The sequence below is a fragment of the Micromonospora sp. CPCC 205554 genome (genome assembly GCF_036902745.1).
GTDB lineage: Bacteria > Actinomycetota > Actinomycetes > Mycobacteriales > Micromonosporaceae > Micromonospora > Micromonospora tulbaghiae.
Genome location: NZ_JBAKHP010000001.1, coordinates 208312 through 227170, shown reverse-complemented (window position 1 = coordinate 227170; position 18859 = coordinate 208312). Strand labels below are relative to the sequence as shown.

The window sequence follows — 18859 nt, the reverse complement described above, 5'->3', positions numbered from 1 at the left end:
CAATGTCACGGTACGACTGGGGTAAGACGCACCCGGGCATCGAGCGGCTGGAGCGGGCGGTGACCGAGCGCCGCGACGTGGTGGTCAAGCACCCCCTCTACGCCAACCTGGACACCCACGACGCGCTCGTCACGTTCATGGAGCACCACGTCTTCGCCGTCTGGGACTTCATGTCGCTGCTGAAGTCGTTGCAGCGGCAGCTCACCTGCGTCACGGTGCCGTGGATCCCGACCGGACCGACCGGCAGCCGCCGCCTGATCAACGACATCGTCATGGTCGAGGAGAGCGACGAGCTGGGCGACGGCTACATCAGCCACTTCGAGCTGTACGTGCAGGGCATGACCGAGGCCGGCGCCGACACCACCGCCGTGAACAAGCTCGTCGACCTGCTGCGCGACGGCACCCCGGTCACCGAGGCGCTCGGCGCCGCCGGCGTCCCCGCGGCGTCGGCCGCGTTCGCCGGCACCACCTGGCGGATCATCGAGACCACCCCGGTGCACTGCCAGGCCGCGGCGTTCGCGTTCGGCCGCGAGGACCTCATCCCGGAGATGTTCACCCAGGTCGTCGCCGTCAACGAGCGCAGCAACCGGCTGAACAGTTTCGTCGACTACCTGGAGCGGCACATCGAGGTCGACGGCGAGCAGCACACCCCGATGGCCATGCAGATGCTGGCCGACCTGTGCGGCGACGACGACACCAAGTGGCAGGAGTGCGCCGACACGGTGAACGCCGCGCTGGCCGCCCGCGCCCGCCTCTGGGACGACATCCTCGCCGCCGTCAAGGAGGGCCGTCCGGCGTGACCGGCTCCGACCCGCTCCGGCTCTACCGGACGGTCCGGCTGATCCGCCGCTTCGAGGAGCGCGCGATCGAGCTGGTCCGCGCCGGGGAGATCGTCGGCGGCATCCACCCGTACCTCGGTCAGGAGGGGATCGCCGCCGGGGTCTGCGCGGCCCTTTCCGCCGAGGACCTGGTCACCGGCACCCACCGCGGGCACGGGCACGTGCTCGCGAAGGGCGCCGACCCGGCCCGGATGCTGGCCGAACTGTGCGGCCGGGTCACCGGGCTCAACCGGGGCCGGGGCGGGTCGATGCACGCCGCCGACTTCGGCGTCGGCGTCCTCGGCGCCAACGCCATCGTCGGAGCCGCCGGCGCGATCCTCACCGGAGCGGTGTGGGAGCGCCGGCGGCGCGGCGCCGACATCGTCGGCGCCACCTTCTTCGGCGACGGCGCGGTCAACGAGGGCATGCTCCTGGAGGCGTTCAACCTGGCCGCGCTCTGGCGGGTGCCGGTGCTGTTCGTCTGCGAGAACAACGGCTACGCCACCACCATGCCGGTCGACGGCGCGGTCGCCGGCACCATCGCCGGGCGGGCCGCCGCCTTCGGCATGCCGGCGGCCGTCGTCGACGGGCAGGACCCCGAGGCGGTACGCGAGGTCACCGCCGCCGCCGTCGCGCGGATGCGCGCCGGCGGCGGACCCGAGCTGGTCGAGGCCCGCACCTACCGCTTCGACGCCCACCACACCTTCGAACATCAGGTACGCCTCGACTACCGGCCGCCGGAGGAGGTGGCCGAGGGCCGGTCCCGCGATCCGGTCGACATCGCCGGAGCGCGGCTGGACCCGGCGGTGCGGGCCGAGGTGGACGCCGCCGTCGAGGCGGAACTGGACGCCGCCGTCGAGTACGCGCTCGCCGGGCCGCACCCGGACCCGGCGACCGCCCTGGACCACCTGTACGCCAGCGGGCTCACCGCCCGGACCGGAGGTGGCTGAATGCCCCGGCTCTCCTACCGCAGGGCGCTCACCCGGGCGCTGGCCGACGAGATGACCCGCGACGAGTCGGTCGTGGTGCTCGGCGAGGACATCCGGGTGGCCGCCGCGAACGTCACCACCGGCCTGCTGAAGAAGTTCGGCCCGGAACGGGTCCGCGACACCCCGCTGTCCGAGCAGGCGTTCACCAGCTTCGCCACCGGCGCGGCGCTGGCCGGTGCCCGCCCGGTGGTGGAGTTCCAGATCCCGTCGCTGCTGTTCCTGGTCTTCGAGCAGATCGTCAACCACGCCCACAAGTTCCCGCTGATGACCGGCGGCCAGTGCGCGGTGCCGGTCACCTACGTGGTGCCCGGCTCCGGCTCCCGCACCGGCTGGGCCGGGCAGCACTCCGACCACCCGTACGCGTTGTTCGCCCACGTCGGGGTGACCACTGTCGTACCGGCCACGCCCGCCGACGCGTACGGGCTGCTGGTCTCCGCGATCCGCTGCGACGACCCGGTGGTGGTCTTCGCCCCGGCCGGCGCCCTGGACCTGCGCGCCGACGTCACCGACCTGGCGCCGGTGCCGCTGGGCCGCGGGGTCGTCCGCCGTCCCGGCGCCGACGTGACGGTGGTGGCGGTCGGGCACCTGGTGCACGACGCGCTCGCCGTCGCGGACGAACTCGCCGGCCAGGCGTCGGTGGAGGTCTTCGACCCCCGCACGCTCTACCCGTTCGACTGGGACGGCCTCGTCGAGTCGGTGAGCCGCACCGGGCGGCTGGTGGTCGTCGACGACGGCAACCGCTCCTGCGGCATCGCCGGGGAGATCATCGCCACTGTGGTCGAGCGGGTCCGGCTGGCCGCGCCGCCCCGGCGCGTGACCCGCCCCGACGGCGCGGTGCTGCCCTTCGCACCCGCCCTGGACCGGGCCGTGCAACCCGGCCGCGACCAGCTCACCGCCGCCATCCAGCTGACCCTCAAGGACGGATGAACGATGGACCCGAACTACACGTGGCCGCCGCTCGGCCAGGCGTGGACCGACCTGCCCGAGTCCACCCGTACCGCGATGGTGACCACCGGTGCCGCGGCCTGGGAGAAGATCTTCCACGGCCGGGCCACGTACAACAAGCAGTGGCGGCTGGCCCGCCCGCCGGTGTTCACCGCCGACGCGTTCCGCGAGCTGAACGAGGTCTGCGACCGCATCGCCCAGCTCATCCTGGAGGCGTGCCGGCGTCGTGCCCGCACCGCCGGCGAGCTGCGCCTGCTGCTCGACGTGCCGGACGGGGAGACCCGGCTGCTCGACCCGGACGAGGAACTGCACGAGGGGCTGCTCGCCGCGTACCGGCCGGACGTGCTGTTCTCCGGCGGCGTGCCGTGCATCGTGGAGTACAACATCGACAGCAGCCTCGGCGGCGGCTTCGACGCCGACACGGTGATCCAGCGGTACGCCGAGCTGTACCGCGCGCACGACCTGCTCGACGGGTCGCGGCCCGCGCCCTCACTGCTGGACCAGCGGTTCGTGGCCATCCGGGACACGCTCGGCCTGCCCGACGGCGCCCGGGTGGCGCTGCTGATGGACTTCGACGCCGACTACCCGGGACTGGACGATCCGGAGACGTTCATCCGGATCCTGTCCCCGCTGATCGACCAGGCCCGCCCGTTCGGCATCGACCTGGTCATCGCCCCGGTCGCCTCCGCCGGTCTGGACGCGCAGAACCGGCTGGTCGTCGGCGGCGCCCCGGTCGACGCCCTGTTCCGGCTGTTCGTGCCCAACCGGGTCACCCCCAGCCCCGGGCTGGAAGCGGTCGCCGGGGCGCTCGCCGCCGGCACGCTGCCGATGTTCGTCAGCAGCGCCGCCTGGCTGCTCAGCAACAAGCTGAACTACGCCTGGCTCTGGGACGACCTGGACCTGCTGCCGGAGGACGACCGGACGCTGATCCGCCGGTACGTGCCGCACACCGTGGCGCTCACCGCCGACCAGCTCGACCGGGCGCTCGCCGAACAGGCCGACCTGGTCGCCAAGCCGGCCGGCGGCTCGGCCGGGCACGGTGTGCTCATCGGCCGGGAGATGACAGCGGTGGCGTGGGCGGACGGGGTACGCGCGGCGATCGCCGAGGGCGGCAACATCCTGCAGCGCTACCACGAGGCGGACCGGGTGGCGATGGACTTCGTGCAGATCGAGACCGGCGAGACGGTCACCGCCGACGTCCCGTACAGCCTCGCCCCGTATCTGTTCGACCGCACCGAATCCGGTGCGCTGGCCCGGGTCGGGTACCCGGACTGCGACGAGGTCCTCAACCTGGCGAGAGGCGTCCTCCTGACCGGCATCCTCCTAACCGACTGACCCGCCCCGTCCCCGTCCACCCCCGTTCCCCCCGGTTCCCCCTCCCTCCCAGCGTTGATCAAGGAGTTTGTGTCCTCACGAGGGCGCGTCACCGACCGAAACTCCTTGGTCAACAACGTGGATCCGGGGTCGGCGCTTGACCCTCGCCCCCTGGCCCCGCTGATCATGAAGTTGACGGGAACAAATCGGACGCTCGGCGCCGCCAACTTCATGATCGGCGGATCGGGTTGGGCCGGGCCGGGGTCGGCCGCCCGTCCGGCCTCTCCGTCTCGTCTTCCGCCTCTCCGGTCCGCCCCGGCGCGTTGATCAAGGAGTTTGTGTCCTCACGAGGTCGCGTCAGCGACCCAAACTCCTTGGTCAACAACGTGGATCCGGCCCGCAGGTCGGCCCTCGGCCCTCTGATCCCGCTGATCATGGAGTTAGCGGCGACAAAACGGACGCAGAGTGCGGTCAACTTCATGATCGGCGGGACGGGACGGGGCGGGGCGGGACGGGACGGGGCTCGGCGGGGCGGGGCGGGCGCGGAGCCGGGGGGAGGGCGGGTCAGGGGTGGGGGAGGTGGGTGGCGAGGACCTTCAGGGTTTCGGCGGTGGCTATGGCGTCGCTGCGTGCGCTGCCGTGGCGGCCGTCGCTGCTGTACAGCGACGGGTCGGCCACCAGCGGGTGGTCGGTCAGGTGGACGTGCAGTGTGCCCAGCCGTTCGGCCACGGTCCTCGTGTGCCGGGACAGCCGGCGCATCCGCTCGCCCAGGCCGGCGCGTAGCGCGTCCGGTACCGCCGGGCTGTGCGACACGTCGAACATGCCCACAGTGATCACGTCCGCCCCCGCCTCTCGCAGCGCGGTGATCATGGCGGTCATTTCGGCGTCGACCGCGTCCGGGTCGTAGGCGGACCGGAACGCGTCGTTGCCGCCGCACACCACCAGGGCGAGGTCGGGTTCGAAGGCCAGCGCGTCGGTCAGCTGGGTGGCCCGGACCTCGTGCGCGCGCAGTCCGCGCCGGCCCAGGTTCAGGTAGGCCAGTTCCGGCCGTACCGCGCGCAGCTCGGCCGCGATCCGGTCGGCCCACTGCAGGTCGGGGTAGCCGTCGGCCGGTTCGCACAGCCCTTCCGCGACGCTGTCGCCCAGCACCACGAACCGCCGCCACGGGTGCCCGCGCAGCAGCTCGGCGGCCTCCCCGGGACGCAGGCACCACGGGTCCGTCGCCTCGGTCAACGTCGATGGCATGCCCGGCAGGCTAGCCGAGCGTCCCGCGCGGGGAAAGAGGCTCAGGACAGCAGCGCCAGCAGCTCCCCGGGCCGGGTCAGACTGAGGTCGGCCGGCTCGTCGGGGTCGTACTGGTGGCCCCACGCGGCGGCCACCGCCACCGCGCCGCTGTGCCGGGCGGCGCGGACGTCCAGTGGCGAGTCACCCACGTACGCGGCGCGGCCGGGCGGCACGCCGAGCCGGCGGCAGGCCGCCTCCACGCCGTCGGGCGCCGGTTTGGGGCGGTCGACCTGGTCGCCGCCGAGGACGACCTCGAAGTGACCGAGCAGGCCGGCCCGGTCGAGCAGGATCTCGGCGGCCCGGTGGCTCGCGCCGGTGAACACGCCCATCGGCACCCGGGCGGCGATCTCGGCGAGGGTGTCCGCGACGCCGGGGTAGACGCGTACCCGCCCGGCGAGCGCATCCAGCTCGGCGTGGTAGCGGTCCAGGTCATCGCCGGAGGCGGGCCGCCGCAGCAGGTGCGTCAGCAGGTCCATCGGGGAGCCGATCGAGTAGCCGGCGATGACCTCGGCGTCGGTGTACGACGGCCCGCCTCCGGCGCGCACCGCCGCCCGGTACGCCGCGGGCACCACCGCGTGCGACTCGACGAGCGTGCCGTCCATGTCGAACACGATCGCGTCCACCGGGCCGGTCACGCGTTCTCCGCCCGGTGTGCCGTGGCGAGCCGCTTCGGGGCGCGCGCGTACCACGCCTCGGTGATCAGCTCGGTCAGCTCGTCCACAGCGATCCGGTCGAGCCGCACCAGCACCGCCGGGTAGCCGTCGAAGTGCGGCGTGGTGAAGTAGACAGCCGGGTCGTCGGCGATCAGCGCCTCCTTGGCGCCCAGGTCGGGCACCCGGACGCCGAGGATCGGGCCGTCCGGCGCGGCGTCGCCGAGCGCGTCGAGTTCGCCGCGCCGCAGCGGCCGTTCCCAGACGAACGACTTGTCGCGGACGCGCCAGGCGGGCGCCTGGTCGTACGTGGGTCGCTCGGTGGTCTCCGGCAGCGCCAGCGCGATGCGCCGCACGTCGTCCCAGGTCGCCATGGCCCAGACCCTACCGCCGCCCCCCGACACGACGGCTCAGACCGGCGTGGGCGTGGCCGGTTCCGTCGCCGGGCGCCGGGACGCGCGGGCCAGCAGCAGCGGCCCGACGGTCAGCACCAGGCAGACCACCGACATCACCAGCAGCGCCGGGGTCAGGTCGAGCAGCGCCACCGACCAGCCGCCGAGCAGCGCCCCGACGGGCAGGCCGAGGAACGCCACCGATCCGGAGATGCCCAGCACCCGGGTCTGCAACTCGCCCGGCACCCGCTGGTAGAGCGCGGCGCCGAGCAGCGGGTTCACCGCCGCGATGCCGATGCCGGACAGGAACGTCACGACGAGCACCACGACCAGGTCGTCGCTGAGCGCCAGCGCGAGCAGCCGGGGCGCGCCGCTGAGCGTCAGCCCCAGCGCGAACGTCGTCCCGGCCGGAAGCCGGGTGCCGACCACTGTGAACAGCAGGTTGCCCAGCAGCGCGCCGGCCGAGAAGACGCCCAGCAGCAGACCGAACCCGGCCGGGTCGCCGAGCACCTCGTTGACCCACAGCGGGATCCAGACCGCGACGCTGGCGTTGGCGAACATGTTCGAGACCGAGACCACGATCAGCATGGTCATCAGCGTGCGGTCGGTGCGCAGGTACGCGAAACCGCCGCGCAGCGCCCGCAGGTACGGCTCCCGGGGCGCCGGTTGCGCCGGTGCGGGCGGCCGGACCAGCACGCCGATCAGCAGCGCGCAGACCGCGAACGTGGCCGCGTCGATCCAGATGGCCCGGGTCAGCCCGACCCAGTCGATGAGCAGCCCGCCGAGCACCGCGCCGAACAGCGTCATGCCGCGGGCCAGGCCGTCGTAGGCGCTGGTGAGCCGGATCAGCGGCACCCCGGCCCGCTCGGCCGCCGGCTTGAACAGCACGTGCTTGACCCGGTCGCCGATGCCGCGCAGCCCGCCGGCGACCGCCACCAGCACCAGCAGGGTGCCGAAGCCGAGCCAGGGCGCCAGCGCCACCACGGCCATCGCGACGGCGCTCGCCGCGTCCACGAACACCGAGGTACGGCGTACCCCGAACCGGTCCGCCCAGGGGGTCGCCAGCGCGCTGGAGAGCATGTACGGAAGCGTCTCCGCCGCCGCGACGAGCCCCATCTTGGTGGGGCTGCCGGTGGTCTCCAGCACGAGCCAGGGGATGGCGACGACCGAGATCCGGGTGCCGAGGTTGGACAGCAGGTCGGCGCCGACCAGGGTGTACAACTCCCGGCGGGGGTTCACGCCGGACTGCCGATCGGGTCGGCGCCGGCCGGGTGAGCGGCGGCGTACCGGGCCCGCAACGCGCGCTTGTCCACCTTCGCGGACCGGTTCAGCGGCAGCGCGTCGACGAACTCCACAGCGCCCGGCGCCCAGGTCTCGCTCAGTTCCCGGACCACGAGCGCGATCAGCTCCTCGCCGGTCACCGACGCGTCCGGCGCGGGCACCACGTACGCGTGCGGCAGCTCCCCGGCCACCGGGTCCGGTACGCCGATCACGGCGGCGGCACGCACCTCGGGGTGGCCGGCGAGCACGTCCTCGATCGGGCGGGAGTAGATCGGCCAGCTGCGCTGCCGGGTGAGGATCCGGTCCTGTAACCGGTCGACCAGGTAGAGGAAGCCGTCGGCGTCGAGGTGCCCGATGTCGCGGGTGCGGACCCAGCCGTCGACGAGCGTCTCGGCGGTCAGCTCCGGCTGACCGTGGTAGCCGGCGAAGCTCAGCCTGGTGCGTACCCACACCTCGCCGTCCTCGCCGGCCGGCAGCACCCGCCCGTCGGCGTCGCGGATCTGGACCGAGACGTCCCCGTACGGGCGGCCGCAGGAGCGCAGCCGCTCCGGGTGCTCCGGGTCCTCGGTGAGGCCGGGCAGCGCGCAGATGACGACCGCCTCGCTGAGCCCGTACACGATGCGCAGGCACGGGCCGAAACGGGCGATGGCCTGGCGCAGCCGGGCCGGCGCGGCGGGCCCGGCGCCCACGTTGAACATGAACATCGCGGAGAAGTCGGCGCCCGGCAGGTCGGGGTGGTCGAGCACCTCGTAGAGCATCGGCGGGGTGACGAACGTGGAGGTCAGCCGCTCGGCGTCCACGGTGGCGATGAACGCGGCCGGATCCCACTGCTCGCGCAGGAACAGCACGCCGCCGGTGAACAGGTTGAACAACGTGGTGATCTGGCCGCTGGCCAGCCACATCGGGGAGTGCGACAGGTGCCGCAGCAGCGGGAACCCGGCGCCCCGGAAGTCGGCGGCGAGCGTGAGCACCTGCCGGTAGAAGCTCTCCCGGTGGTGCACCAGCTTCGGCGTGCCGGTGGTGCCGCTGGTCTGCAGGAACGACTCGGGCGCGGGCACCTCGGCGGGCAGTTCCACGGCCGGCCCGGCGGCTTCGGCGGTCAGGTCCGGTCCGGCGCCGCCGGGACCGAGGCAGAGCACCGGTACGCCGGACAGGCCCGCCGCGACCTCCACCGCCTGCGCGTCACGCGGGTCGTACACGAACGCCTCCGGCGCGGACAGCGCGACGAACTCGTCGACCTCCCGCCGGGACGTCACCGGGGCGACCCACATGCTCCGGCAGCCGAGCAGGTGCAGGGCCAGTTGCAGCAGCGGGCCGTCGATCGTGTTGCCGAGCATCACCAGCACCGCCGCGCCGGGGCGTACCCCGTGGTGGCGCAACGCGGCGGCCAGGCCGCGCACCTCGGCCGCGACCCGGGGGTAGGTGAGGCGGCGTCCGCCGCCGACGAGCGCCTCCCGGTCGCCGAACCCGGCGAACAGCTCCAGCGCCTCGTGCACGTAGTTCGGCCGGTCGGTCATCGGGCAGCCCCCATCATGGTCCGCGAGCGGCGTCCGGCCAGGTCAGGGCCGGGACAAGACGGCAGGTGCCAGGGTCGGCGACCGCACCGCCGCCAGTCCCGAGCGTAGGCAGCCGCGGTCCACGGCGGACAGAGCCGATCGTCGCTGCGTCACGCCCCCCGGGCATTTGATCATGTCGATCAGGTTGATTGACGCTCGTCACGGCCGGAAGCTAGTTTCCGGTCCATCGCCCGGGCCGGTGCCGCCGACCGCGTCACGCCCGGGGCTGCCGACCATGGAGGATCGATGCCGACCCCGAAGAGATGGCACGTCATAGCTTCCGCCGTAACGCTGCTGATCGCCGCCACCCCGGCGGTCACCGCGAGCGCCGGCCCGACCGGGAACGACCGCGCCGGGCACGGGCGCGCCGAGTGGGCCGGAACCTGGGCCGCGGCGGTGACCCGCGGGAACAACGTGGGCCTGACCGAGACCGGCCTGAACAACCAGAGCATCCGGATGACGGTGCAGACCTCGGTCGGCGGGCCGCGCCTGCGGGTGCGGCTGACCAACCTGTACGGCCAGCAGGCCGTCCAGGTCGGCCGCGCCACGATCGCCCGGCCGAACACCGCCACCCCCGACGACCTGTCCGACATCGTCCCGGCGAGCGTCCGCCAGCTGACGTTCTCCGGCGCCGGCTCGGCGACCATCAACAAGGGCGCCGAGCTGCTCAGCGACCCGGTCGCCTTCCCGGTGGCCGAGCAGGAGGACCTGGTGGTCACCCTGTACTTCCCGGTGCTCACCGGGCCGGTGACGTTCCACGGCCAGTCCCGGGTCACCAACTTCATCGGCGCCACCGATCTCACCTCGGCGGCCGACGGCGCGGGCTTCACCATCCGGCCCAACTGCTGCTGGATGTTCCTGTCCGGCATCGACGTGGAACGCAAGGTCACGCCCGGTTCGGTGGTGGTGCTCGGCGACTCCATCGGCGACGGCAACGGCAGCACCGTCAACGCCGACCGCCGCTGGCCGGACCTGCTGGCCGAGCGGCTGATCGACGCCCGCCCGGAGCCGCGTACCCCGGGTGTGCTCAACCTCAGCCTGGCCGGCAACCGGCTCAACCACGAGGGCACCGAGCCCGGGGCGGGCGGGTTCCCCGGCTACCACGAGCTGGGCCCGAACGCGCTGGCCCGGCTCAACGAGGACGTGTTTCCGCAGACCGGGGTGCGTACCGTCATCACCCACCTGGGCATCAACGACATCTGGATGAACGGCGACAGCCCGGAGGCGATCATCGCCTCGCTGCGCCAGCTCAACCGGCAGGTCCAGGCGCGCGGCCTGACCAGCATCGCCGGCACGCTCATGCCGTACGAGGGCAACGGCGGGCCGGGCGTGTGGACCCCGGAGAAGGACGCCACCCGGCAGGCCGTCAACACCTGGCTGCGCGGGCCGGGCCGGGCCGAGTTCGACGGCGTCGTCGACTTCGACGCGGTGATGCGCGATCCGGCCCAGCCGAGCCGGCTGCTGCCGGCGTACGACTCCGGTGACCACATCCACCCGAACGACGCGGGCGCTGCGGCGATGGCGAACGCCGTGCCACTGAAGCTGCTCGGACTGTGACACCGGGCGGGGGCGGCGGTCGACACGACGCCGCCCCCGCCGCCGTTTCCTGGGGAGGAAGACACAGTGGACATCAGCGAGATCCTGACCGGGCTCTACAGCGAGCAGGGCCGGCAGAACCCCTATCCCTTCTACGCGGCCCTGCACGAGCACGGGCCGATCAACGCCGTCCCGGCCCGGGCCGAGCACAGCACCGTGAGCGCGGTGGCCGGCGGGTACGACGTGGTGGACCAGGTCCTGCGCGATCCCGGCTGGTACAAGGGCTTCCCGCCCGGCTGGGAGGAGCAGGAGATCCTGCGCACGTTCCTCACCTCGATGATGTTCGTCAACCCGCCCGACCACACCCGGATGCGGGCGGTGTTCGCCAGGACGTTCACCCCGCGCCGCCTCGGCGCGCTGGAGCCGGTGATCGAGCGGATCGTCGCCGAACGCCTGGACCACATGGCCGAGGCGGGCGCGGACGGTACCGAGGTGGACTTCGTGGCCGACTTCGCGTACCCGGTCCCGGCGCTGGTGATGGCCGAGTTCATCGGCCTGCCCGCGGCCGACCTGTCCTGGTACCGGCAGCGCGTCGACTGGATCGACGAGTACATGGACGTCTCCGGCAAGACGCCGGAGCGGCTGGCCCGGGCCAACCAGGCCGCCGAGGAGTTGCGCGTCTACTACCGGGACCTGATCGCCCACCGGCGCCGCGCCCCCGGCCACGACCTGATCAGCGGGCTGGTCGAGGTGCTCGACGCGGGCGGCGTCGACCTCACCGAGGAAGAGTTGATCAGCAACCTGATCGTGCTGTTCAACGCCAGCTTCGTCACCACCGTCTACATGTTCAGCAACGGCCTGCCGCTGCTGCTGGACCACCCGGACGTGACCGCCGCGCTGCCGGGCGACGACGCGCTGGCCCGCGGCTGCGTGGAGGAGGTGCTGCGGATGGAGAGCCCGGTGCACTTCCTGGCCCGCGCCGCGCCGGCCGGCGTGAACCTGGGCGGCGTCCCGATCGACCGCGACGACAACGTGCTGCTGCTGATCGCCGCCGCCAACCGCGACCCGGCCCGGTTCCCCGAGCCGGACCGCTTCGACCCGCGCCGCGCCGGGCCACCGTCGCTGGCCTTCGGCGTCGGGCTGCACTTCTGCCTCGGCTCGGCGGTGTCCCGGCTGGAGGGCCGCCTGGCGTTGCCGCGCCTGTTCGCGCGCTTCCCCCGGCTCGCCGTCACCCAGCCCTACACGTACAGCGGGAGCCTGTTCCTGCGCGGTATCGACAAACTCTTCGTCACCACCGGGGAGGCCGGATGACACTCGATCCGCAGGTGGTCGCGTGGCGGGCCGCGCGCGCCGCCGCCGGCACCGTGCCGCTCTACACCCAGACCCTCGCCCAGGCCCGCGCCGCCGACCTCGCCGCGATCCGCGCCGGCTCCGGCGCGGTCGAGCCGGTCGCCGAGGTACGCGACACGACGGTGCCCGGCCCGGCCGGGCCGCTGCCGGTGCGGATCCACCGGCCGGACGGCGACGGACCGCTGCCCACGCTCGTCTACTTCTTCGGTGGCGGCTGGACGCTCGGCAGCGTCGACACGGCCGACGGGATCTGCCGCCGGCTGGCCAACCTCACCGGCGCCCAGACCGTGACCGTCGGCTACCGGCTCGCGCCGGAGCACCCGTTCCCGGCGGCGGTGGAGGACTGCTACGCCGCGCTGCGGCATCTCGCCGCGCACGCCGCCGAGTTCCGCGCCGACCCGGACCGGCTGGCGGTGGGCGGGGACAGCGCGGGCGGGAACCTGGCTGCCGCGGTGACGCTGCTGGCCCGCGCCGACGGCGGTCCCCGGCTCGCCGCCCAGTTGCTGGTCTACCCGAACACCGACCAGCGGCCCGGGCACCGGCCCGGCGACGACGAGGACCCGATGCTGTTCAACAGGCACTCGGTCGGGTGGTACCGCGGCCACTACCTGGCCGACCCCGGCGACGCCGCCCATCCGCTCGCGTCGCCGTTGCTCGCCGAGGATCTTTCCGGCCTGCCCCCGGCGCTCGTGGTCACGGCCGGGTACGACCCGCTGTGCGCCGAGGGCGAGCGGTACGCGTCCCGGCTGCGCGAGGCGGGCGTGCCCACCGAGACGGCCCACTACCCGGGGATGGTGCACGGGTTCTTCGCCATGCCCGGCGTGTTCGACGCGGGCCGGGAGGCCCAGGAGCGGGCCGCCGCCTTCCTGCGCCGTCAGTTCGGTCTCGACCCGGCGCACGCCGAGGCGGCGACGGGTGCCGATCATGGGTGACGCCGCCGGCGGGTTCGTGCCGCCGGCGAGCCTGGCCGAGTTCGCCGCGCCGGCCCGGGCCGTGCTGCCCGCCGACGTGTGGGACTTCGTCGACGGCGGCAGCGGCACCGAGACCGCCCTCGCCGCGAACCGGGCCGCACTGGACCGGGTGGCGGTGCTGCCCCGGATGCTGGCCGGGGTGGACGACCCGTCCACCGAGGCGACGCTGCCCGGCGGCCGGGCCGCGTTGCCGGTGGCCGTCGCGCCGATGGCGTACCAGCGGCTGCTGCACCCCGACGGCGAGCCGGCGCTCGCGGCGGCGGCCCGCGCGGCGGGCGTGCCGTACGTGGCCAGCACGCTGTCCAGCACCCCGATCGAGGAGATCGCGGCGACCGGCGCGACGGTGTGGTTCCAGCTCTACTGGCTGCGCGACCGGCCCCTGGTGGCCGACCTGCTCGACCGGGCGGAGGTGGCCGGCTGCGCGGCGGTGATGGTGACTGTGGACGTGCCGGTGCTCGGCCGGCGCCTGCGCGACGCCCGCAACGGCTTCGCGCTGCCGCCGCACGTCACCGCCGCGAACCTGCCCGGCGGCCGGGACGACGTGGCGCACCAGGGCACCCCGGGCGTCTCGGCGGTGGCGGTGCACACCGGCGCGGTGTTCGCCCCCGCGCTGAGCTGGGCGGACCTGGACTGGCTGCGGGAGCGTACCCGGGTGCCGTTGCTGGTCAAGGGCATCCTGGACCCGCGCGACGCGGTCCGCGCCGCGGACGCCGGCGTCGACGCCGTGGTGGTCTCCAACCACGGCGGACGGCAGCTCGACGCCGCCCCGGCCAGCGCGAGCATGCTGCCCGAGGTGGTCGGCGCGGTGGACGGGCGGTGCGCGGTGCTGCTGGACAGCGGCATCCGCAGCGGCGTCGACGTGCTGCGCGCGCTGGCGCTCGGCGCGGACGGCGTGCTGCTGGGCCGGCCGCTGCTCTGGGCGCTCGCGGCCGGTGGCCGGGCCGGCGCCGAGGCGGCGCTGGCGCTGCTCGCGGCCGAGCTGCGCGACGCCCTCATCCTCACCGGCTGCCCCGACCCGGCCTCGGCCCGGCGGCTGCGTACCCGGATCGGAGGCTGACGTGGAGCCCGTCGACCTGGCCGTCACGGCGCTGCACGGCAGCGTCGGCGACCCGGCGCTGAACTCGATGAACTTCCTCAACGAGGTGGCGCAGCACTACCCGGACGCGGTGTCGCTGGCGGCCGGGCGGCCGTACGAGGAGTTCTTCGACTCCGCGCTGCTGCACACGCACCTGGACCGCTTCCGCCGCCACCTCGCCGAGGACGCCGGGCTGGACCGGGCCGGTGTGGACCGGACGCTGTTGCAGTACGGCCGCACCAAGGGCGTCGTGCATCACCTGATCGCCCGTCACCTCGCCGTGGACGAGGGGCTCACCGTCGACCCGGAGTCGATAGTGGTGACGGTCGGCTGTCAGGAGGCGATGTTCCTGGTGCTGCGCGCGCTGCGGGCCGGCCCGGCCGACGTGCTGTTCGCGGTGGCGCCCACGTACGTCGGGCTCACCGGCGCGGCCCGCCTGGTCGACCTGCCGGTACGCCCGGTGGCCGGCGGGCCCGACGGCGTCGACCTGGACGACCTGCGCGCCGGGCTGCGCCGGGCCCGTGCGGAGGGGCTGCGGCCCCGGGGCTGCTACGTGATGCCCGACTTCGCCAACCCGTCCGGTGTCAGCATGGACACCGCGCAGCGGCGGCGGCTGCTGGAGCTGGCCGCCGAGGAGGACCTGCTGCTGATCGAGGACAACCCGTACGGCCTGTTCCCGGCCGACGGCACCGCGCGGCGGCCCACGCTCAAGGCGCTGGACACCGCCCGCCGGGTGGTCTACCTCGGCTCGTTCGCCAAGACCGTGCTGCCCGGCGCCCGGGTCGGCTACGTGGTCGCCGACCAGCGGGTGGGGGAGGCCGACGGCGCTGTGGTCCCGTTCGCCGACCACCTCGCGAAGATCAAGAGCATGGTCACCGTGAACACGTCCCCGATCAGCCAGGCGGTGATCGGCGGCGCGCTGCTCGCGCACGACTGCTCGCTGGTGGCCGCGAACACCAGGGAGCGGGCCGCGTACGCCCGCAACCTGCGCCACCTGGTAGACGGCCTGGCCCGGCGCTTCCCGGCCGGCGGGCCGGTGACCTGGACCGTCCCGGCGGGCGGGTTCTTCGTGGTGGTGAGCGTGCCGTTCGCCGTCGACGACGCGCTGCTGCACCGCTCGGCGCGCGAGTACGGCGTGCTCTGGACCCCGATGGCGCACTTCTACGACGCGGGCACACCGGTGAACGCGCTGCGGTTGTCGGTGAGCGCTGTCACACCGGAGTCGATCGATCTGGGCCTGGACCGGCTCGCCGCGCTGGTCACGGACACCATGCCGGGCGGCCTGACGCCGGAGTGTCAGGGTTCCGCCACAGTGCGTGTTTCCTGACGCCGTGCCTCTGTTGATAATGGACGAATGGTTGCCTGGGAGTACGCGTTGCTCGTTCGTCGGTATCAGGGACAGGGTCGCAATTTCCACGTCTCGTTCGTGTGGTACGGCCCGGACGGGTCACGCACCGACGTGACCGCGTACGGCGACACCGCCGTCGCGCACCTCAACCGGGTCGGCCGGGAGGGGTGGGAGCTGGTCTCCGCCGCCGAGGACGTGAACAACGTGCAGGGCAGTACCGAGGTCCACCGCTACCACCTGAAGCGCCCGCTGCGCTGACTCCGCAACCGCCGGCGCCCCGGGAGAACGATCTCCCGGGGCGCCGCCGTCACGACTGTCAGCCCAGGTCCACGGCGGGGTAGAGCGGGAACGGCGTGAGCAGGTCGGCGGCCTGCTTGCCGACGGACTCGGCGACGGCCGGGTCCAGCACGTACTTCGCCTTCGACGGCGCGCCGTCCGGGCCGGTGCCCGGCGTGGTCTGGCTGAGCACGGTGTGGATCAGCTCGGCGGTGGCGTCCATCTCGGCGGCGCCGAGCCCACGGGTGGTCAGCGCCGGGGTGCCGATGCGGATGCCCGAGGTGTACCAGGCCCCGTTCGGGTCCTGCGGCACCGAGTTGCGGTTGGTGACGATACCCGAGTCCAGCAGGGCCTGCTCGGCCTGCCGGCCGGTCAGGCCGTACCCGGACACGTCGATGAGCACCAGATGGTTGTCGGTGCCACCGGTGACCAGCGTGGCGCCCCGGCGCAGCAGCCCGTCGGCGAGCGCCTGCGCGTTGTCCACGATCCGCTGGGCGTAGTCGGCGAAGTCGGGGCGGCGTGCCTCGGCCAGCGCGACCGCCTTGGCGGCCATCACGTGCGGCAGCGGCCCGCCGAGCACCATCGGGCAGCCCCGGTCGACCTGGTCGGCCAGCTCCGGGCCGCAGAGCACCATGCCGCCGCGCGGGCCGCGCAGCGACTTGTGCGTGGTGGTGGTGACGATGTGCGCGTGCGGCACCGGGTCGAAGTCGCCGGTGAAGACCTTGCCGGCGACCAGCCCGGCGAAGTGGGCCATGTCGACCATGAAGGTGGCGCCGACCGAGTCGGCGATCTCCCGCATGATCCGGAAGTTGACCTTCCGCGGGTACGCGGAGTAACCGGCGACCAGGATCAGCGGCTTGAACTCGCGGGCCGCCTCGGCCACCCGGTCGTAGTCGATCAGGCCGGTGGCCGGGTCGGTGCCGTAGCTGCGCTGGTCGAACATCTTGCCGGAGATGTTCGGCCGGAAGCCGTGGGTGAGGTGCCCGCCGGCGTCCAGCGACATGCCGAGCATCCGCTGGTTGCCCAGCTCGCGGCGCAGCGCGAACCAGTCGGCCTCGGTGAGGTCGTTGACCTGCCGGGCCTGCGCCTTCCTCAGCGCGGGCGACTCCACCCGGTCGGCCAGGATCGCCCAGAACGCGACCAGGTTGGCGTCGATGCCCGAGTGCGGCTGCACGTACGCGTGGGACGCGCCGAACAGTTCCCGGGCGTGCTCGGCGGCGAGCGCCTCGACGGTGTCGACGTTCTGGCAGCCGGCGTAGAACCGGCGCCCGACGGTGCCCTCGGCGTACTTGTCGCTGAACCAGTTGCCCATGGCCAGCAGCGTCGCGGGGGAGGCGTAGTTCTCGCTGGCGATGAGCTTGAGCGACTCGCGCTGGTCGGCCAGTTCCGCGGCGATGGCGTCGGCCACGCGCGGCTCGACGCCGCGGACGACCTCCAACGCGCTGCGGAAGGCGGTGGACTCGGCGTTGCGCGACATGCGACCTCCAGGTGACGTGCGGAAGGCCCAGGCGCTCGGCATGCGTCCTCATGACGAGGCCGCTCCCCGATGGTGCTCCATCTCCACGCGCCAGTCACGGCCCGTGCCGATCCTACCGGCCCGGCCGGGACCTGCGGGGTTGGGCCGCCCGTCCCGGGGCACACCGTGGGGGAGGCCGGCCCCGACCCGGCCCGGGGGAGAGGAGGCACGACCATGACCACACCGAGCACCGGACGGCCGCTCGCCGTGGTGACCGGCGCGTCCAGCGGCATCGGGTACGAGCTGGCGGTCCAGTTCGCCGAGCACGGGTACGACGTGGTGGTCGCCGCGGAGGACGCGGCGATCGAGCGCGCGGCCGGCGACCTGCGCCGCGACGGCGGCCCGGAGGTGTACCCGGTCCAGGTGGACCTGGCCACGCCCGAGGGCGTACGGCGGCTGGCCGGGGAGGTGACCGGCCTCGGCCGCCCGGTCGACGCGCTGGCGCTCAACGCCGGCCGGGGCGCGGGCGGGGACTTCGTCGGCGGCACCGACCTGGCCGACGAGCTCACCGTGATCGACCTGAACGTCCGCTCGACGGTGCACCTGGCCAAGCTGCTGCTGCCGGACATGGTCCGCCGGGGCGCCGGGCGGGTGCTGTTCACCTCGTCCATCGCCGCCACCATGCCCGGGGCGTACCAGGCGGTCTACAACGCCTCGAAGTCGTTCGTGCAGTCCTTCGCCGAGGGGGTGCGCAACGAGCTGAAGGACAGCGGCGTCACGGTGACCTCGCTGATGCCCGGCCCGACCGACACCGAGTTCTTCGACCGGGCCGACATGGCGGACACCCGGGTCGGCCAGGGGCGCAAGGACGACCCCCGCAAGGTGGCCGAGGACGCGTTCGAGGCGCTGATGAAGGGGGAGCACAAGGTCGCCGCCGGCTCGCTGGTCAACAAGATCCAGGTGGCCGCCGGCAAGATCGTCCCGGACCGGCTGAAGGCCGAGCAGCACCGGAAGATGGCCGAGCCCGGCTCGGGCGACTGAGCACCGACGCGAGCGGGACCGCCCCCGGGGAAGGGGCGGTCCCGCTCGCGTCGCGGTGCCGGTGTCAGGCGACCACGGCGTCCAGCGACTTCTTCAGCGCCTTCGGGGCGGTCGGCGTCTTCGGCGCCGTCGGCCGCAGGTCGAGCATCCGCTGGCCGATCTCCTGGAGCTGGTTACGGCCGAGCGCCTCGCGCACCTTCGGGAACCACTCCTGCTCCTCCTCCTCGACGTGGTGCAGCACGTTCTCGATCAGCACCGTCGTCTTGGCGTTGAAGCGCTCGTCGTCGGCGTCCATGGTGACCAGCTCGAAGCAGAGCACGTCCGCGACGTGGTGCTCCTCGTACGACTCCAGGATGTCGTCCTCGACGTCGGGCACCAGCTTGCGGACCTCCGGGTACATCACCTCGTTCTCCAGGTAGGTGTGCACCGTCAGAGCTTCGAGGATCTGTTCGACGATCTTCCCGCGCTTGCTCGCCGGCCCCTCCTCGGCCTCCTGGAAGGCCTTGAACAGGCGGCGGATCTCCTTGTGGTCCTCCTTGAGCAGGACGATCGCGTCGGTGGACACCGGTTACCTCCT

Annotated in this window: 18 protein-coding genes and 1 riboswitch; of the genes, 11 read left to right on the top strand and 7 right to left on the bottom strand. The window is 73.4% G+C overall.

The features are described from left to right. Positions 1-2 precede the first annotated feature (2 nt). The 4 genes from V6U82_RS01060 to V6U82_RS01045 are packed head-to-tail and all read left to right on the top strand — an operon-like array spanning position 3 to position 4087. Positions 3-800 carry a DUF3050 domain-containing protein gene (locus V6U82_RS01060; protein WP_334458611.1) on the top strand — a complete coding sequence of 266 codons (798 nt, stop codon included), beginning with the start codon at positions 3-5 and terminating at the stop codon, positions 798-800. Beyond that, on the top strand, positions 797-1768 hold the full coding sequence (locus tag V6U82_RS01055) for a thiamine pyrophosphate-dependent dehydrogenase E1 component subunit alpha (RefSeq protein ID WP_334458609.1): 972 nt from the start codon (positions 797-799) through the stop codon (positions 1766-1768). Before V6U82_RS01060 ends, V6U82_RS01055 begins: the two co-directional genes overlap by 4 nt. Beyond that, positions 1769-2734 carry an alpha-ketoacid dehydrogenase subunit beta gene (locus V6U82_RS01050; protein WP_334458608.1) on the top strand — a complete coding sequence of 322 codons (966 nt, stop codon included), beginning with the start codon at positions 1769-1771 and terminating at the stop codon, positions 2732-2734. Between the two features lie 3 nt (positions 2735-2737). Next, positions 2738-4087 (top strand): hypothetical protein, encoded by a 1350-nt coding sequence (locus tag V6U82_RS01045; RefSeq protein WP_334458607.1) that lies wholly within the window; start codon positions 2738-2740, stop codon positions 4085-4087. A 543-nt stretch (positions 4088-4630) separates the two neighbouring features. Here the strand turns inward: V6U82_RS01045 and V6U82_RS01040 are convergent. The 5 genes from V6U82_RS01040 to V6U82_RS01020 are packed head-to-tail and all read right to left on the bottom strand — an operon-like array spanning position 4631 to position 9190. Next, complete coding sequence (locus V6U82_RS01040; protein ID WP_334458606.1) at positions 4631-5311, bottom strand: SGNH/GDSL hydrolase family protein; 681 nt, start codon at positions 5309-5311, stop codon at positions 4631-4633. A 41-nt stretch (positions 5312-5352) separates the two neighbouring features. Continuing rightward, positions 5353-5985, bottom strand: a complete 633-nt coding sequence (locus V6U82_RS01035; RefSeq protein ID WP_334458605.1) for an HAD family hydrolase — start codon at positions 5983-5985, stop codon at positions 5353-5355. Then, the gene (locus tag V6U82_RS01030; protein ID WP_128138006.1) at positions 5982-6374 is read right to left on the bottom strand and encodes an MmcQ/YjbR family DNA-binding protein; all 393 of its coding nucleotides are present in this window, start codon (positions 6372-6374) and stop codon (positions 5982-5984) included. The genes V6U82_RS01035 and V6U82_RS01030 overlap by 4 nt, the downstream gene beginning before the upstream one ends. A 36-nt stretch (positions 6375-6410) precedes the next feature. Continuing rightward, positions 6411-7631, bottom strand: a complete 1221-nt coding sequence (locus tag V6U82_RS01025; protein ID WP_334458603.1) for an MFS transporter — start codon at positions 7629-7631, stop codon at positions 6411-6413. Next, positions 7628-9190, bottom strand: a complete 1563-nt coding sequence (locus V6U82_RS01020; protein ID WP_128138007.1) for a class I adenylate-forming enzyme family protein — start codon at positions 9188-9190, stop codon at positions 7628-7630. Before V6U82_RS01020 ends, V6U82_RS01025 begins: the two co-directional genes overlap by 4 nt. 285 nt (positions 9191-9475) lie before the next feature. On the opposite strand from V6U82_RS01020, the gene V6U82_RS01015 reads away from it, so the two are divergent. The 6 genes from V6U82_RS01015 (at position 9476) to V6U82_RS00990 (ending at position 15767) form a co-directional block, all read left to right on the top strand. Then, complete coding sequence (locus V6U82_RS01015) at positions 9476-10786, top strand: SGNH/GDSL hydrolase family protein (protein ID WP_128138008.1); 1311 nt, start codon at positions 9476-9478, stop codon at positions 10784-10786. Positions 10787-10852: 66 nt separating this feature from the next. Then, positions 10853-12076, top strand: a complete 1224-nt coding sequence (locus tag V6U82_RS01010) for a cytochrome P450 (RefSeq protein WP_334458602.1) — start codon at positions 10853-10855, stop codon at positions 12074-12076. Further along, positions 12073-13047: an alpha/beta hydrolase gene (locus tag V6U82_RS01005; RefSeq protein ID WP_334458601.1), complete on the top strand. Its 975-nt coding sequence runs from the start codon at positions 12073-12075 to the stop codon at positions 13045-13047. Before V6U82_RS01010 ends, V6U82_RS01005 begins: the two co-directional genes overlap by 4 nt. Further along, on the top strand, positions 13040-14143 hold the full coding sequence (locus V6U82_RS01000) for an alpha-hydroxy acid oxidase (protein WP_334458600.1): 1104 nt from the start codon (positions 13040-13042) through the stop codon (positions 14141-14143). Before V6U82_RS01005 ends, V6U82_RS01000 begins: the two co-directional genes overlap by 8 nt. 1 nt (position 14144) lies before the next feature. Continuing rightward, positions 14145-15488, top strand: a complete 1344-nt coding sequence (locus V6U82_RS00995; protein ID WP_334458599.1) for an aminotransferase-like domain-containing protein — start codon at positions 14145-14147, stop codon at positions 15486-15488. Positions 15489-15515: 27 nt separating this feature from the next. After that, on the top strand, positions 15516-15767 hold the full coding sequence (locus V6U82_RS00990; protein ID WP_091056082.1) for a hypothetical protein: 252 nt from the start codon (positions 15516-15518) through the stop codon (positions 15765-15767). Between the two features lie 58 nt (positions 15768-15825). Here the strand turns inward: V6U82_RS00990 and V6U82_RS00985 are convergent, their stop codons facing one another. Further along, positions 15826-17262 carry a glycine hydroxymethyltransferase gene (locus V6U82_RS00985; RefSeq protein WP_013286616.1) on the bottom strand — a complete coding sequence of 479 codons (1437 nt, stop codon included), beginning with the start codon at positions 17260-17262 and terminating at the stop codon, positions 15826-15828. An 18-nt stretch (positions 17263-17280) separates the two neighbouring features. Then, positions 17281-17370: riboswitch (ZMP/ZTP riboswitch) on the bottom strand. A 105-nt stretch (positions 17371-17475) separates the two neighbouring features. Between V6U82_RS00985 and V6U82_RS00980 the strand changes: the two genes are divergently transcribed. Continuing rightward, entirely contained in the window at positions 17476-18282 is an 807-nt protein-coding gene (locus V6U82_RS00980) for an SDR family NAD(P)-dependent oxidoreductase (RefSeq protein ID WP_334458598.1), read from the top strand. Between the two features lie 64 nt (positions 18283-18346). Here V6U82_RS00980 and V6U82_RS00975 read toward each other — a convergent pair whose 3' ends face one another. Next, complete coding sequence (locus V6U82_RS00975) at positions 18347-18847, bottom strand: hemerythrin domain-containing protein (RefSeq protein ID WP_334458597.1); 501 nt, start codon at positions 18845-18847, stop codon at positions 18347-18349. Positions 18848-18859 lie beyond the last annotated feature (12 nt).